The following is a 13,945-nucleotide window of genomic DNA, read 5'->3' as shown; positions in this document are numbered from 1 at the left end:
CACCGTTGTGATCCAAGTTACAAGAAAACCTTGACTTGTCAACATAAACAGGCGTAAACACAGATATACCCACATCCAAAGCCAATCAAATCAACAGACGAGGACATCGTGTACGCGGAAGAACGTCAGCAGGCGATCGCCAACCAGGTACGGGTCAACGGCCGCGCCTCGGTCACCGCTTTGGCCTCGCTGTTCGACGTGACGAGCGAGACCGTCCGCCGCGATCTCGCTGTGCTGGAACGCAACGGACACCTCCAGCGCGTCCATGGTGGCGCCGTACGTCCCGGCGCGACGCCGGTCGTCGGCGAACAGGGCATCGACGAACGCCTGATGTCGCACACCGACCAGAAGCTCGCGATCGGTGCGGCCGCGTCGCGCTTCCTCCCACCCGACGGCGGGTCGGTGTTCATCGACGCCGGCACCACCACCTACCAGGCCGCCCTCGCACTCCCCCGTGACCGCCGACTGACGTTGATGACCCACAGCATTCCCATCGCCGGCGCCCTGGCCGCACAGGGCGCCGAGACCCTGCATGTGCTCGGCGGCCGAGTCCGCGGACTCACCCAGGCGATGGTCGGCGCCGACACCGTCGCCGCACTCGAACGGCTGCGCATCACCACGGCCTTCGTCGGCACAAACGGCATCAGCATCGCCCACGGCCTGTCCACCCCGGATCCGGACGAGGCAGCGATCAAGTCGGCGATCGTCCGTTCCGCCCACCGCGTCGTCGTTCTGGCGGACTCGTCGAAGGCGGGCCATGAAGATCTCACGTCCTTCGCCGCGCTCGCCGACATCGACGTACTGATCACCGACACCGGTATCGACCCCGACTTCGCGGGGGCACTCGCCGACCACGGCATCGAGACGGTGATCGCGTGATCACCGACCACACCACGGAGAGGGAATCCATGACAGTCCCCCACCCGGCTTCGGCCGCCGGCCGGGTCGACCCCGGCCGTACGCCGGCGATCGTGACCGTGACAGCAAATCCGAGTCTGGACCGGACGCTGGAACTGACCGCGCCGTTGAGCCATGGCGCGGTCCAGCGTGCCAGCAGCGTCCGCACCGAACCGGGCGGCAAGGGCGTCAACGTCGCCCGGGTGGCATCCGCTGCGGGTATCGGAACGCGGGCACTGCTCCCGGCGCGCGCCGGTGACCCGCTGCTCGCGGCGCTCGACTCGGTCGCGTTGCCCTACCTGACACTCGCGATCGACGGTGAGGTCCGGTCCAACGTCACCATCGTCGACCCCGACGGCACCACCACGAAGGTCAACGCACCCGGTTTCGTGCTCGACGACGCGTCGGCCGCCGAACTGACCGAGCTGGTCCTCGCCAATGCCGGCGATGCCCGCTGGGTGGCGTTGTGCGGCTCGCTGCCGCCGGGGCTGCCGCACAACTGGTACCGCACGGTCGTCGACGCACTTGCCGATACGGGTTGCCGGGTGGCGGTGGACACCTCCGGCGCTCCGCTCGCCGCGGCGGTCACCGGGCCGGTCGATCTCCTCAAGCCCAATGAGGAAGAGCTCGCCGAGGCCACCGGTGTCGACGCGGCGGAGTTGTCGACGGCATCTGCGCGTGGCGACCACGCTCCCCTGATCGCCGCCGCCACCGTGCTGGCGCACCGCACCGGGGCGGCGATCCTCGCCACTCTCGGCGCCGCCGGCGCCCTGTTGGTCACCTCGACAGGCGCATGGTTCGCGACCCCACCGCCCATCGTGCCGCGCAGCACCGTCGGCGCCGGCGACGCTGCCCTCACCGGTTATCTCATCGCCGAATGCAGTGGTGCCGAGGAACCCGAACGGCTCCGGATGGCCGTGGCGTACGGCTCTGCGGCCACCGCTCTGGCCGGCACTCAACCGCCCTATCCCGATCAGATCGATCCGGACAACGTCTCCGTCACCGACCTCACCGGGGCCGCCAGTGCAGGTTGACGATCCCCTTGCGTTGACACCGAAGCAAATCCACCTTCCGACAAGCACCCGCACGAAGGAAAACCCATGTCAGAACAGATCATCACCCCACAGACGGTGAGCCTCGACGTGGACGCCGGCGACGACCCGGCGGCCGTGATCGGTTACCTCGCCGATCGGCTGGCCTCGGCCGGCCGCACCACCGACGCCACCGTGCTGGCCCGCGGCGCGCTCGATCGCGAGGCCAAGTCCGCCACCGGACTGCCCGGCGGAATCGCGATCCCGCACGCGCGCGCCGCGTCGGTCACCGCAGCCTCCCTCGCGATGGCGCGCCTGTCGCGAAAGGTCGACTTCGGCGCCCCGGACGGTCCCGCCGACCTGGTGTTCCTCATCGCCGCACCCGAAGGCGGCGCCTCCGAGCACATGAAGCTGCTCAGCTCGCTGGCCCGGTCGCTGGTGCGTCCGGAGTTCGTCGACTCGCTGCGGGCGGCCGACAGCGACGAGCGCGTCGTACAACTCGTCGACGAGGCCATCAACCCGCAGCCCACCCAGACGCCGGCGGCGACATCCACGGTGGCGCCCCCCGAGACAACGCCCACGGCACCAGACGCCGGCGACGCCGACCGACGGCCGTCTGTCGTGGCGATCACCGCCTGCCCCACCGGTATCGCCCACACCTACATGGCCGCCGACGCACTCAAGTACGCGGCCGAACGCGCCGATGTCGACTTCCACGTGGAAACCCAGGGTTCCTCAGCGACCACCTCGTTCGATCCCCAGGTCATCGCCGATGCCGACGCCGTGATCTTCGCCACCGATGTCGGGGTGAAGGGCAAGGATCGTTTCCGCGGCAAACCCGTGGTCGCCTCGGGCGTCAAACGCGCGATCAACGAACCCGACGCGATGATCGCCGAAGCGGTTGCCGCGTCGAAGAATCCGTCGGCGACCGTGGTCAGCGGCGCCGCCGACGACGACGGCGCCGAAACGGAGTCATCCGGGACTGCGGGCGTCGGTCTCGGCGGCCAGGTCCGACAGGCGCTGATGACGGGTGTGAGCTACATGATCCCGTTCGTCGCGGCCGGCGGCTTGCTCATCGCATTGGGCTTCCTGCCCTTCCTCGGCGGTTACGAGATCGCCAACAGCACCCTCGATGAAGCCGGCTCACTGTCCGACGGCGCTTTCATCGCACTGAACAACAGTCTCTGGGACCTCCCGGCCGGCGGACTCGGCCAGTACATCGGCGCCGTACTCTTCGCAGTCGGCTCGCTGGCCATGGGCATGCTGGTCCCGGTGTTGGCCGGCTACATCTCGTTCGCCATCGCCGACCGACCGGGCATCGCGCCGGGATTCGTGGCCGGCCTGGTCTCGGTCGCCGTGGGCGCGAGCTTCATCGGCGGACTGGTCGGCGGCCTCATCGCCGGTGTCGTGTGCTTGTGGATCGCCCGGATCCCGTTGCCGCAGTGGGCACGCGGACTGCAACCGGTGGTCATCATCCCACTGCTGGGCAGCATGGTGATCGGCGTGCTGCTCTACATGCTCCTCGGCAAGCCGCTGGCCTGGGTGACCGATCAGATGACCGACGCACTCAACAGCATGTCGGGAGGCTCCGCGGTGGTGTTGGGCGTGGTCCTCGGCCTGATGATGTGCTTCGACCTCGGTGGACCCGTCAACAAGGCGGCCTATCTGTTCGCCACCACCGGCCTGGCCATCGGCGGACCCGCACAGCTGCAGATCATGGCGGCGGTGATGTGTGCCGGCATGGTGCCGCCGCTGGCCATGGCACTGGCCACGGTGCTGCGTCCGCAGCTGTTCACCGAGCCCGAGCGTGAGAACGGCAAGGCCGCATGGCTGCTCGGCGCCTCGTTCATCTCCGAGGGAGCCATCCCGTTCGCCGCCACGGACCCGTTCCGGGTGATCCCCTCGATGATGGCCGGCGGAGCGCTCGCGGGCGGCCTGGTGATGGCATTCGGTGTCGAACTGCGCGCACCGCACGGCGGTATCTTCGTGTTCTTCGCCATGAACAACTGGATTCTGTTCCTCGTCGCCCTGGCCGCCGGAACCGTCCTGAGCGCGTTCGCCGTCATTACGGCCAAGCAGTGGCATGCGAACCGGCAACACGCCGGACGCTTCGAAGACGTCCAAACCGTCCCCGCCTGAGCGCTGTTCGGGCAGACTCAGTCGACATCGACCGCAACATTTCCGACCGCGACAATCCCGACTGCAACGCCCCCGGCTCGAGATTTGAACCCACAAGCAAAGGAGTATCACCAATGCCCAGCACCACAGTCACCGTCGGCTCGGCCGTCGGCCTGCACGCCCGTCCCGCGACGATCATCGCCGAGGCGGTGGCCGACACCGGCGCCACCGTCACTCTGTCACTCGAGGGCGGTGACCCGGTGGATGCCGGTTCGGCGCTGATGATCATGACCCTGGGGGCGGAGAAGGGTACCGATGTGGTGGTGACCGCCGACGATCAGAGCACCCTCGACGCGATCGCCGCACTTGTCGCCAAGGATCTCGACGCGGACTGACCGCAACGTCGACCACGGCCCCGTCGCATGACCTGCGGCGGGGTCGTCTGCTGTCCGGTCAGGCCCGCAACGGCTCCAGGATGCCCGCGAACGCGGCGGGGACCCGGACCCGCATGGTGGTGCCGTCGGCGGTGTGCTCGCTGGTCAGCACCTCACCCTCCCCGTGGATACGCGAGATGAGGTCGCCACGGGTGTAGGGCACGTCGATGGTCAGTTCCACGTCGGACCGACCGATGAACTCGCGCACCCGCTCGAACAGTTCCGGCAAACCTTCGCCGGTGCGCGCGGACACGAAAACCGCGTCGCCGAGCGCGCCCCGCAACTCCGCCATCCGGGTGGCATCGATTGCGTCGATCTTGTTGACCACCAACAGTTCGGGCGGCGCGGTGGCACCCTCCTCGGCGACGACCTCGTTGATGACGCGGCGCACCGCGGAGATCTGCTCGACCGGGAACGGGTCGGCACCGTCGACGACGTGGAGCAGCAGATCAGCGTCCACCACTTCTTCCAGAGTCGACCGGAACGCCTCGACCAGCTGTGTGGGCAGATGTCGGACGAACCCGACGGTGTCGGTGAACACCACTGCTCGACCATCATCGAGTGTGGCGCGGCGGGTGGTCGGATCCAGGGTGGCGAACAGCGCATCCTGCACCAGGACACCCGAGCCGGTCATCGCATTGACCAGGCTGGACTTACCCGCGTTGGTGTAGCCGGCCACGGTGAGCCGCGGAATCTCGTTGCGCTCGCGGGCCGCACGCATCACCGTGCGGGACTTCTTCATCGCGCGGATCTCGCGGCGCAACTTGGCCATCCGTTCGCGAATCCGCCTGCGGTCGGTCTCGATCTTCGTCTCACCCGGTCCACGCAGACCGACACCACCGTTGCTGCCGGCACGACCGCCGGCCTGCCGCGACATCGACTCACCCCAACCACGCAGTCGCGGGAGCATGTATTCCATCTGTGCCAGCGACACCTGGGCCTTGCCTTCCCGCGAAGTCGCGTGCTGCGCGAAAATGTCGAGGATCAGCGCGGTACGGTCGATGACTTTGACCTTGACCACCTTCTCCAGGGCGGTCAGCTGTGCCGGGGTGAGTTCACCATCGCAGATCACCGTGTCCGCACCCGTCTCCAAGACGGCCGCGCGCAGTTCGTCGGCCTTTCCCGAACCGATGTAGGTGGCCGAGTCGGGCCGAGAACGTCGCTGGATCAACGCGTCGAGTACCTGCGAGCCCGCGGTCTCGGCCAGCGCGGCGAGTTCGGTCATGCTGGCCCGGGCCTGGGCGGCGGTGCCCTCGGTCCAGACGCCTACCAATACCACCCGCTCGAGGCGCAGTTGGCGGTACTCGACCTCGGTGACGTCGGTGAGTTCGGTGGAGAGACCGGCGACACGCTGCAGAGACGCGCGTTCCTCGAGCTGGAGCTCACCGGTGGTCGGTCGGGACAACCCCGCCAAGATGTCGTGCCCGGCGGTGCCGTCATCGGATGCGTCGGGCAGGTCGGCCAGATCGGAGTCGGCCAGATCTCGGTTGGCCGGACGAGGTGGTGGTGTGATTGCTGATTCTGTCATGGGTGACATCCATGATGTCACGCCCGACGTGCGGGAAGCATCCCGTTTTCCGCGCGGTGGCCGGACGTGGTGCCGCGGTCAGCTCGCGGGCCGATCCCATCCCGGCCGCAGGTGGCCTTCGGCGACCAGCATCGACGGGCCACGGAGATGGGAACCGTCCGCCCGGATACCCACCTCGACCCGACCTCCCGGCACGGTGATGCACAGCGTGCCCGCCGACTCACCCTGGTGTGCCAGCACTGCGGCACCGGCAGCCACCAGACCGGTCCCGCAGCTCCGAGTCTCCCCGACACCGCGTTCGAACACCCGCATCGACGCCGGTAGCCGGCCCTGGCCGTCGGGGGTGCCGGGGGCGGTCACGATCTCGACGTTCGCGCCGTGCGCGAACGCGCCCGGCTCGAGGACCACCCCGTCGGAGAAATCGATGGCCGCCAGGTCGGTCGCGGTCAGATCCGGTACCACGCAGGCCAGGTGCGGGTTGCCGACGTCGATCATCACACCGCGATAGACGTCGTCGCCGATTCGCACCAGCGAGTCGCCGTCGCGGCGGACCGTCCCCATCTCGACGGTGACGTCGGCGTGGACGGCGTCGTGGGCATGGACGACAACCGGTCGAGCGCCGGCGCGTGATCCGACCGTGAAGCGGTCCGCGGCGACCAGACCGGAGGCGCGCAGGTGATGGGCGAAGACCCGCACCCCGTTTCCGCACATCTCGGCGATGGAGCCGTCGGCGTTGCGATAGTCCATGAACCAGTCATCGGGCGCGACCCCATCCGGGAGGGCGTCGAGCACTCCGCGTTCCACCAGTGCGGCCGACCGCACCACCCGCAGCAGACCGTCCGCGCCGATTCCACGCCGCCGGTCACACAATGCCGCGACGTGGGCTTGGGTCAGGTCGAGGTGTGCCGCCGGATCGGTCAGGATGACGAAATCGTTCTGGGTCCCGTGGCCCTTGACGAAATGCAGGGCGGGCGTCTGGTCACCCGAGGTTGTGGCCGTCACCCCACCAGCGTACGAGGCGAAGCCTAAGCCTCCACAATCCGCAGGGCTTGCGCCGGCACATCGTCCTGGGCGGCGTCGAGCCAGGTGATGCGGTGGTCGCGTCGAAACCATGACCGTTGCCTGCGGACGTACCGGCGCGTGCCGATGAAGGTCAACTCCTCGGCGGTGTCCATGTCGTACTCGCCGTCCAACGCGGCGAGGACCTGCGCATAGCCGATGGCTCGGGACGCCGTGCGCCCCGAGCGCAGACCGGCCAGACACAACTGCGCCACCTCGTCGACGAGGCCGAGCGCGAACATCTGCCGGGTGCGCACCCGGATGCGTGCGTCGAGATCGGCGGTGTCCCGGTCGAGGGCCAGGATGCGCGTGTGCCAGCGTGGCTCCCCGATCTTCGGCGCCGACGCCGCGAACGGCGCGCTGGTCAGTTCGACCACCTCCAGGGCCCGCACGATACGCCGACCGTCGGTGGCGAGAATGGATGCGGCCGCGTCCGGATCCACCTCGGCCAGACGCCGGTGCAGCGCCGCGACACCGATCTCATCGAGCAGCGCCTCGTACCGGCCACGTACCTGCGGATCGGTCGCGGGGAACCGCCAGTCGTCGAGCAGGCCCTGGATGTACATCATCGATCCGCCGACGAGGACCGGCACCCGTCCCGCGGCCCGCACGCGGTCGACGTCGGCTCCGGCGCCACGTTGGTGACGCGCGACGGTGGCGGTCTCGGTCACGTCGAGCACGTCGATCTGATGATGAGGGATGCCGCGGCGGTCGGCGACGGGCACCTTCGCGGTACCGATGTCCATCCCGCGGTATTGCTGCATCGCATCGAGGTTGACGATCTCGCCGCCGACGTGTTCGGCGATGTCGAGGGCGAGATCGGATTTGCCGCTCGCCGTCGGACCCACGATCGCGATCGGAACGGGCCCGCTGGAACCGGTCATCGCGGCGTCCACGTGACCACCGTGTAGCCGACCCCGAACGGCGCATCGCGATAGGCGAGCCGCGAGGCGAACTGCCGACCCGAACACAGTGCGGCGGCGACCTGCCACGCCGGACGGCCCGCGACACCCGCGTGCGCACATGCCGTCGGGTCCAACGCCGCGAGCGTGTCGGTGTCGGCAGCCGCCAGGGCTTGGTCGATGCGTCGCTGCATGTCCACCGCACCGGGTCGCAGGCCGCCACCAGGTGCTCGCGCCGACAGTGCGGTAGCGCCGTCGGCCACCACCAGCACCCCCACCCGACCGGGATCGGCGTCTATCCGCCTCCGTAGTTCGGCGCCCACCCGCGTACAGTCGGCCGGCAGGGCATCGCGCGCCACCGTGACCGGTTCGACGGCCTCGATGCCGGACTCGGCACGTAACCACCCCGCGATCAGCATCGACAGCGGCAGATCCGACGGCGACAGATCGAGCGTGTCCTTGCGTGCGGTACCGGACTGAACCGCGACAGCGGCCGGACGGCGCAGTGTCACCGCCATGGGCACCCCGAACCGTCCGAAGTCGCCGTCCACCCCGATCTCGGCCGCCGAATCATCGTCGCGCGCGCCGATCGCCACGAACTCTGTGGCCGCGGCGGCCAGTTCCCGACCGGCCGTGCGGGTCGCTTCCCGTACCGCCTCGGTGTCGGTGGCGCCCGGCCCCGCGACCTGTGGCACCAGCAGCGGAGCACTCGGGACGAAGACCACGGACGCCAGCACGTTCACGACGCTAGTCGACCCGTTGGGCCACCAGCGCACCGCGTCCGGCCGCAATGTCACCGCAGCGCCCACACGGCACACCCTGACCTGGTTCAATGGGGGCAGCCTGTGGCGTCGGTACGTCGGTGCAGGCCTCGACGTGACGGCAGCCGTGGCGCGCGGCATCAACCTGCGGGAGAGGGCACCTGCACATGACGAATCCGACAGATCCCACTCCAGCCGATCCGGGGGGCGCCGATCCGGGGCGTGTCGAGCCCGCGGCATCCCGACCCGCCGAGCCGACCGCGCCGACCCCGGGCCCGCCCAAGCCGCATCCGATGCCCAAGCCGGGCCCCAAGCCCGGACCTCGCCCCGGGCCGCGCCCACGCGCCGCCGATGTGCACCCGGTGCCCACGCCTGTACCGTGCGGCGACCCGCACGAGTTCGGCCGAATCGACGCCGACGGTGTGGTGTGGCTGAAGACCACCGACGGCGAGCGTCAGATCGGTTCCTGGCAAGCAGGTTCCATCGAGGATGGACTGGCGCATTTCTCCCGCAAGTTCGATGACCTCGCCACCGAGGTGGAGATCCTCGAGGAACGTCTGGCGGCACGGTCGGGTGATCCACGCAAGGCGCAGACCGCCGCGCGCCATCTGCTCGATGCGCTACCGACCGCCGCAGTGATCGGTGATGTCGCCGCCCTCGAGCAGCGGCTGACGGTGATCGTGGGCAGCGCCGACGAGGTGGCCGACTCGATCAAGGCCGAACGAGAGCAGGCCCGCGCCACGGCCATCGCCCGCAAGGAGGCGTTGGCCGCCGAGGCCGAGGACATCGGCGCCGAATCCACCCAGTGGAAGGTGGCCGGGGATCGGTTGCGGGCCATCCTCGATGAATGGAAGTCCATCAAGGGTGTCGACCGCAAGACCGACGATGCGTTGTGGAAGCGCTACGCGAAGGCGCGTGACGCGTTCAATCGGCGGCGGGGCGCCCATTTCGCCGAGCTCGACCGTGAACGAGCGGGCGCGAAGGCCCGCAAGGAAGAGCTGATCACGCGCGCCGAGGAACTGTCCACATCCACCGATTGGGGCGCCACCTCGGCACGCTTCCGTGAACTGCTCACCGAGTGGAAGGCCGCCGGACGCGCACCGCGCGACGCCGACGACGCTTTGTGGCAGCGGTTCAAAGCCGCCCAGGACGTGTTCTTCTCGGCCCGCAACGCCGCCACGTCGGAGCGCGACAACGAATTCGCGGCAAACGGGGCCGCGAAGCTGGCACTGTTGGAGCACGCCGAGAAGTCCATCGACCCGGCCGCCGACCTCGATGCCGCGCGACGCGAATTTCGCGCCTTCCGCGACCAGTGGGACGAGATCGGCAAGGTTCCGCGCGATCAGATGGGTTCACTCGAGGGACGCGCACGCGCCCTCGAGAAGCGCATCCGCGACGCGGAAGATGCACAATGGCAGCGAACCGATCCGGAGGCACAGGCGCGCGCCGCACAATTCGCCGACCGCGCCGCGCAACTCGAGGATCAGGCCCGCAAGGCCGATGACCGTGGCAAGGCCAAGGACGCCGTGAAGCTTCGGGAACAGGCTGCGCAGTGGCGAGAGTGGGCAGACGCCGCAGCCAGCGCCATCGCCGACCGCTGAGGGACGCACGCCGGGCGGTCGGCGCTCAGTTCGTCGACCCACCCGACGTCGTTTCGTCCGTCGTCGAGCCACCTGCCGTCGACACGGTCAGGGCACGCAGGATCGTCACGGCGGATTCCGGGAGCGGTCGGGACCGGCGAGTGGAGTCGTCGAAGGCGACGATGACGGTCGTGGCAGTCGCCACGCACGTATCAGCCTGGAATATGCCCTGTTCGAGCACGATGGAACTGCGACCGAGTGAGGCCACGCGGGTACCGACAACGATGTCACCCGGCCAGGTCATCTCGGCACGGAAGTCCAGCTCGAGCCGAGCGATCACGAATGAGGTGCCGGGCCCGGCCAGCGGTGCCTGCGGGTCGTAGAGCACCGCCACCCGCCCGGATTCGAGGAACGTCGCGAACACGGCGTTGTTGACATGACCTTGGCGATCGGTGTCGGCGTACCGAACCTTTTCGGTGACGTGCGCGCGATAATCCGCGACGCTCGGAAGTCTGCCGGATGTGTGCTCGCCCACGTCAGGCGTCGCGGTCCGGCTTGAGCTGCAAGGATCGCGCCACCGCGTCGCGCGTGGCCGCCTCTTTGCGCCGTTGTTCCTCGAGCGCCAGATGGTAGGTGCTACGGGCCCAGACGACACGCGCCCAGTGGAAGGTCAGCACCAGAACGGCGAGCCAGCCGATGATCAGTCCGATGCCCACCCCGGACGGTGGCTCGATGCCTCCGACGCCGGGAGTGTTGCGTGACCACCACGCCAGCATGCCGGCCACGCAGGCGACGGCGTTGCCGCACAGCGCTATCCACGCCAGCAGCCACCGTCGGGTCAGCAGGGCGAATGCCGACACACCGATGCCGAAGATCGTCAACAGGTAGACGAACACCTCCGAGGTGATGGTGACGCGTTCGGCGTCGGCGTCCGGGGCGAAGGTGAGCACCTCGATCCCACTGGCGGTACCGGTGTGCGGCAACACCATCGACAGCATCGCTACCAGCACACCTACCGCGACGACCACCGCACGCATACCGGGATCGATCTCCCCGGCGACCTTACGTTCAGCTCGACGCAGATCGCTTTCGTAGGCGGCGAGGCCGCCGGCGGCGTCCTGACCGTGGTCGACCTCTTGGTCCTTGTCGGCAGTCATCAGCCGCATCCTCCTGAACATCCCACGCCGACCGATTCTGCGGGCGCCGCTCCGATACCGGGCATCCCCAGCCCCACCCCGACCGGTGCCGTCGTCGGCATCCGGCTGGCAGCATGGGCGTCCCCGGCCCGGGTCCGCCGATGACTGTCGACCCCGGCGTCGGCGATCAGATGGTGCGGAGCAGCGCCGGTGACCCGGGTGGTCACCACGTCGCCCGGACGGATCGTCTCGTCGTCGCCGTGAGGTGCCGGCGCGAAGTGCACCAGTCGACCGTCGCGAGCGCGCCCGGTGCGACGTCCGGTGTGGGCCGACTTGCGGCCCTCGTCGGCCACCACCAACAGCTCCACCTCGGTACCGAGCAACTTCTGATTCTCCGTGAGGCAGATCTGTTCCTGTAGATCGATGAGTCGGCGATACCGCTCCCCCACGACCTCCGGCGGAACCTGGTCGGGCATCGTCGCGGCCGGGGTACCGGGCCGCGGTGAGTACTGGAAGGTGAATGCGCTCGAGAACCGTGCGGCGGCAACCACATCCAGTGTCTGCTGGAAGTCCTCTTCGGTCTCACCGGGGAATCCGACGATGATGTCGGTGGTGATGGCCGCATGGGGCATCGCTGCTCGCACCTTCTCCAGGATGCCGAGGAACTTACGTTGCCGATAGCTGCGGCGCATCGACTTCAGAACACGGTCGGAACCCGATTGCAGCGGCATGTGCAGCTGTGGGCAGACGTTGGGTGTCTCGGCCATGGCATCGATGACGTCATCGGTGAACTCGGCCGGATGCGGCGAGGTGAACCTGACACGCTCGAGACCATCGATCTCACCGCAGGCCCGCAGCAGTTCGGCGAAGGCACCGCGGTTACGCGGTTGGTCCGGATCGGCGAACGACATACCGTAGGCGTTCACGTTCTGACCCAGCAGGGTCACCTCCAGCACACCCTGCTCGACCAGCGCCGACACCTCGGCGAGCACGTCACCGGGGCGACGGTCGACCTCTTTGCCACGCAGCGACGGCACGATGCAGAAGGTGCAGGTGTTGTTGCATCCCACCGACACCGACACCCACCCGGAGTACGCCGAGTCCCGCTTGGCGGGCAGCGTGGACGGGAAGCGTTCCAGCGACTCCAGGATCTCGACCTGCGCCGACTCGTTGTGACGGGCTCGTTCGAGCAGCGCGGGCAGCGAACCGATGTTGTGGGTGCCGAACACCACGTCCACCCAGGGCGCCTTGCGCAGCACCGAGTCCTTGTCCTTCTGCGCCAGGCAGCCACCGACGGCGATCTGCATTCCCGGCCGCTCGGACTTCACCGGCGCGAGGTGCGAGAGATTGCCATAGAGTTTGTTGTCGGCATTCTCGCGGATCGCGCACGTGTTGAACACCACGAGATCGGGGTCGTCGCCGTCGTCGGCCTTGACATACCCGGCGTCTTCGAGCAGTCCGGCGATGCGTTCGGAATCGTGCACGTTCATCTGGCAGCCGTAGGTCCGCACCTGATAGCTGCGGCCACTGCCCGCGGACACGTCGTCGGCCAGGGCCGCCCGGACACCCTTCCGAGCGGCAACATGCCGATCGGACAACTCGATACTCACGGCTTCCAGGGTACGGGCGTGGGCAAATCGGTCCCAAATACGCGCACGGTTCACCGATGAACAGGACGAGTCGCATCCATCACACTAGTGTGAGCCACTATGACCGAATCGCCGACGGACGACTCCACAACGGCCGGGCCCACCTCCCGGACACAGCCGATGATCGCGATGAAGAACGTACAGAAGCACTTCGGTGATCTGCATGTGCTGCGTGACATCGATTTCGAGGTTCCGGCCGGACAGGTCGTCGTGGTCCTCGGCCCGTCGGGATCGGGCAAGTCAACGCTGTGCCGCACCATCAACCGCCTGGAACCGGTCGACAGCGGCGTGATCGAGGTCGAGGGCCGCACGCTTCCCGACGAGGGCCGCGATCTGGCCCGGCTACGTGCCGACGTGGGGATGGTCTTCCAGTCCTTCAACCTCTTCGCCCACAAAACAATCCTGGAGAACGTGACCCTCGCTCCGATGAAGGTGCGTAAGAAGAACAAGGCTGACGCGAACAAGCGAGCACTCGAACTTCTCGAACGGGTCGGGATAGCAAGCCAGAAGGACAAATACCCGGCCCAGTTGTCGGGTGGTCAGCAGCAACGTGTGGCGATCGCCCGGTCGCTGGCCATGGACCCGAAGATCATGTTGTTCGACGAACCGACCTCGGCACTCGATCCCGAGATGGTCAACGAGGTTCTCGACGTCATGGTGTCGCTCGCCAAGGAGGGCATGACCATGCTCGTGGTGACCCACGAGATGGGTTTTGCCCGCAAAGCAGCCGATCGCGTCATCTTCATGGCCGACGGCGCGATCGTGGAGGATTCAGATCCCGAAAGCTTCTTCTCGCAACCGAAGTCCGAACGCGCACGAGATTTCCTTGGAAAGATCCTCGGTCACTGAG

Annotated in this window: 13 protein-coding genes; 6 read left to right on the top strand and 7 right to left on the bottom strand. The window is 68.0% G+C overall.

The annotated features are described in order from the left end of the window. Nucleotides 1-108: 108 nt before the first annotated feature. The 4 genes from VX037_RS04080 (at nucleotide 109) to VX037_RS04065 (ending at nucleotide 4,441) form a co-directional block, all read left to right on the top strand. Complete coding sequence (locus tag VX037_RS04080) at nucleotides 109-879, top strand: DeoR/GlpR family DNA-binding transcription regulator (RefSeq protein WP_235722172.1); 771 nt, start codon at nucleotides 109-111, stop codon at nucleotides 877-879. Nucleotides 880-908: 29 nt separating this feature from the next. Next, nucleotides 909-1,931 (top strand): 1-phosphofructokinase family hexose kinase, encoded by a 1,023-nt coding sequence (locus VX037_RS04075; RefSeq protein ID WP_328713326.1) that lies wholly within the window; start codon nucleotides 909-911, stop codon nucleotides 1,929-1,931. Between the two features lie 66 nt (nucleotides 1,932-1,997). Beyond that, entirely contained in the window at nucleotides 1,998-4,067 is a 2,070-nt protein-coding gene (locus VX037_RS04070) for a PTS fructose transporter subunit IIABC (RefSeq protein WP_328713324.1), read from the top strand. 113 nt (nucleotides 4,068-4,180) lie between these two features. After that, on the top strand, nucleotides 4,181-4,441 hold the full coding sequence (locus tag VX037_RS04065; protein ID WP_266062589.1) for an HPr family phosphocarrier protein: 261 nt from the start codon (nucleotides 4,181-4,183) through the stop codon (nucleotides 4,439-4,441). 58 nt (nucleotides 4,442-4,499) lie between these two features. Here the strand turns inward: VX037_RS04065 and hflX are convergent, their stop codons facing one another. From hflX to VX037_RS04045, 4 genes are all read right to left on the bottom strand, one after another. After that, nucleotides 4,500-6,008, bottom strand: a complete 1,509-nt coding sequence (gene hflX, locus VX037_RS04060) for a GTPase HflX (RefSeq protein WP_328713322.1) — start codon at nucleotides 6,006-6,008, stop codon at nucleotides 4,500-4,502. Nucleotides 6,009-6,086: 78 nt separating this feature from the next. After that, nucleotides 6,087-7,010, bottom strand: a complete 924-nt coding sequence (gene dapF, locus VX037_RS04055) for a diaminopimelate epimerase (RefSeq protein WP_328713320.1) — start codon at nucleotides 7,008-7,010, stop codon at nucleotides 6,087-6,089. A gap of 23 nt (nucleotides 7,011-7,033) precedes the next feature. Further along, nucleotides 7,034-7,951, bottom strand: a complete 918-nt coding sequence (gene miaA, locus VX037_RS04050; protein ID WP_328713318.1) for a tRNA (adenosine(37)-N6)-dimethylallyltransferase MiaA — start codon at nucleotides 7,949-7,951, stop codon at nucleotides 7,034-7,036. Continuing rightward, entirely contained in the window at nucleotides 7,948-8,706 is a 759-nt protein-coding gene (locus VX037_RS04045) for a hypothetical protein (protein WP_328713316.1), read from the bottom strand. The genes miaA and VX037_RS04045 overlap by 4 nt, the downstream gene beginning before the upstream one ends. 191 nt (nucleotides 8,707-8,897) lie before the next feature. Between VX037_RS04045 and VX037_RS04040 the strand changes: the two genes are divergently transcribed. Then, nucleotides 8,898-10,331: a DUF349 domain-containing protein gene (locus tag VX037_RS04040; RefSeq protein ID WP_372512442.1), complete on the top strand. Its 1,434-nt coding sequence runs from the start codon at nucleotides 8,898-8,900 to the stop codon at nucleotides 10,329-10,331. A 25-nt stretch (nucleotides 10,332-10,356) separates the two neighbouring features. Here VX037_RS04040 and VX037_RS04035 read toward each other — a convergent pair whose 3' ends face one another. From VX037_RS04035 to miaB, 3 genes are read right to left on the bottom strand one after another with little or no spacing between them, the layout of a single operon-like run. Beyond that, nucleotides 10,357-10,845 (bottom strand): acyl-CoA thioesterase, encoded by a 489-nt coding sequence (locus VX037_RS04035; RefSeq protein WP_287016031.1) that lies wholly within the window; start codon nucleotides 10,843-10,845, stop codon nucleotides 10,357-10,359. Between the two features lies 1 nt (nucleotide 10,846). Next, nucleotides 10,847-11,467 carry an Rv2732c family membrane protein gene (locus tag VX037_RS04030; RefSeq protein WP_235722181.1) on the bottom strand — a complete coding sequence of 207 codons (621 nt, stop codon included), beginning with the start codon at nucleotides 11,465-11,467 and terminating at the stop codon, nucleotides 10,847-10,849. Continuing rightward, nucleotides 11,467-13,056: a tRNA (N6-isopentenyl adenosine(37)-C2)-methylthiotransferase MiaB gene (gene miaB, locus VX037_RS04025; RefSeq protein ID WP_442903635.1), complete on the bottom strand. Its 1,590-nt coding sequence runs from the start codon at nucleotides 13,054-13,056 to the stop codon at nucleotides 11,467-11,469. Before miaB ends, VX037_RS04030 begins: the two co-directional genes overlap by 1 nt. 159 nt (nucleotides 13,057-13,215) lie before the next feature. Between miaB and VX037_RS04020 the strand changes: the two genes are divergently transcribed. Next, nucleotides 13,216-13,944, top strand: coding sequence for an amino acid ABC transporter ATP-binding protein (locus VX037_RS04020; RefSeq protein WP_328713458.1), 729 nt, complete (start codon nucleotides 13,216-13,218; stop codon nucleotides 13,942-13,944). Nucleotide 13,945: the final 1 nt, after the last annotated feature.

Origin of the sequence: Gordonia sp. Z-3, from assembly GCF_036233855.1 — a bacterium.
Taxonomy (GTDB): Bacteria; Actinomycetota; Actinomycetes; order Mycobacteriales; family Mycobacteriaceae; genus Gordonia; species Gordonia tangerina.
This window is presented reverse-complemented; position numbering and strand designations above follow the sequence as displayed.

What these genes read in the sequence shown, in the direction of transcription:
- VX037_RS04065 (WP_266062589.1), top strand. Translation starts at nt 4,181, where the DNA reads ATGCCCAGCACCACAGTCACCGTCGGCTCGGCCGTCGGCCTGCACGCC.
- miaA (WP_328713318.1), bottom strand. Translation starts at nt 7,951, where the DNA reads ATGACCGGTTCCAGCGGGCCCGTTCCGATCGCGATCGTGGGTCCGACG.
- VX037_RS04070 (WP_328713324.1), top strand. Translation starts at nt 1,998, where the DNA reads ATGTCAGAACAGATCATCACCCCACAGACGGTGAGCCTCGACGTGGAC.
- VX037_RS04030 (WP_235722181.1), bottom strand. Translation starts at nt 11,467, where the DNA reads ATGACTGCCGACAAGGACCAAGAGGTCGACCACGGTCAGGACGCCGCC.
- VX037_RS04020 (WP_328713458.1), top strand. Translation starts at nt 13,216, where the DNA reads ATGATCGCGATGAAGAACGTACAGAAGCACTTCGGTGATCTGCATGTG.
- VX037_RS04040 (WP_372512442.1), top strand. Translation starts at nt 8,898, where the DNA reads ATGACGAATCCGACAGATCCCACTCCAGCCGATCCGGGGGGCGCCGAT.
- VX037_RS04075 (WP_328713326.1), top strand. Translation starts at nt 909, where the DNA reads ATGACAGTCCCCCACCCGGCTTCGGCCGCCGGCCGGGTCGACCCCGGC.
- hflX (WP_328713322.1), bottom strand. Translation starts at nt 6,008, where the DNA reads ATGACAGAATCAGCAATCACACCACCACCTCGTCCGGCCAACCGAGAT.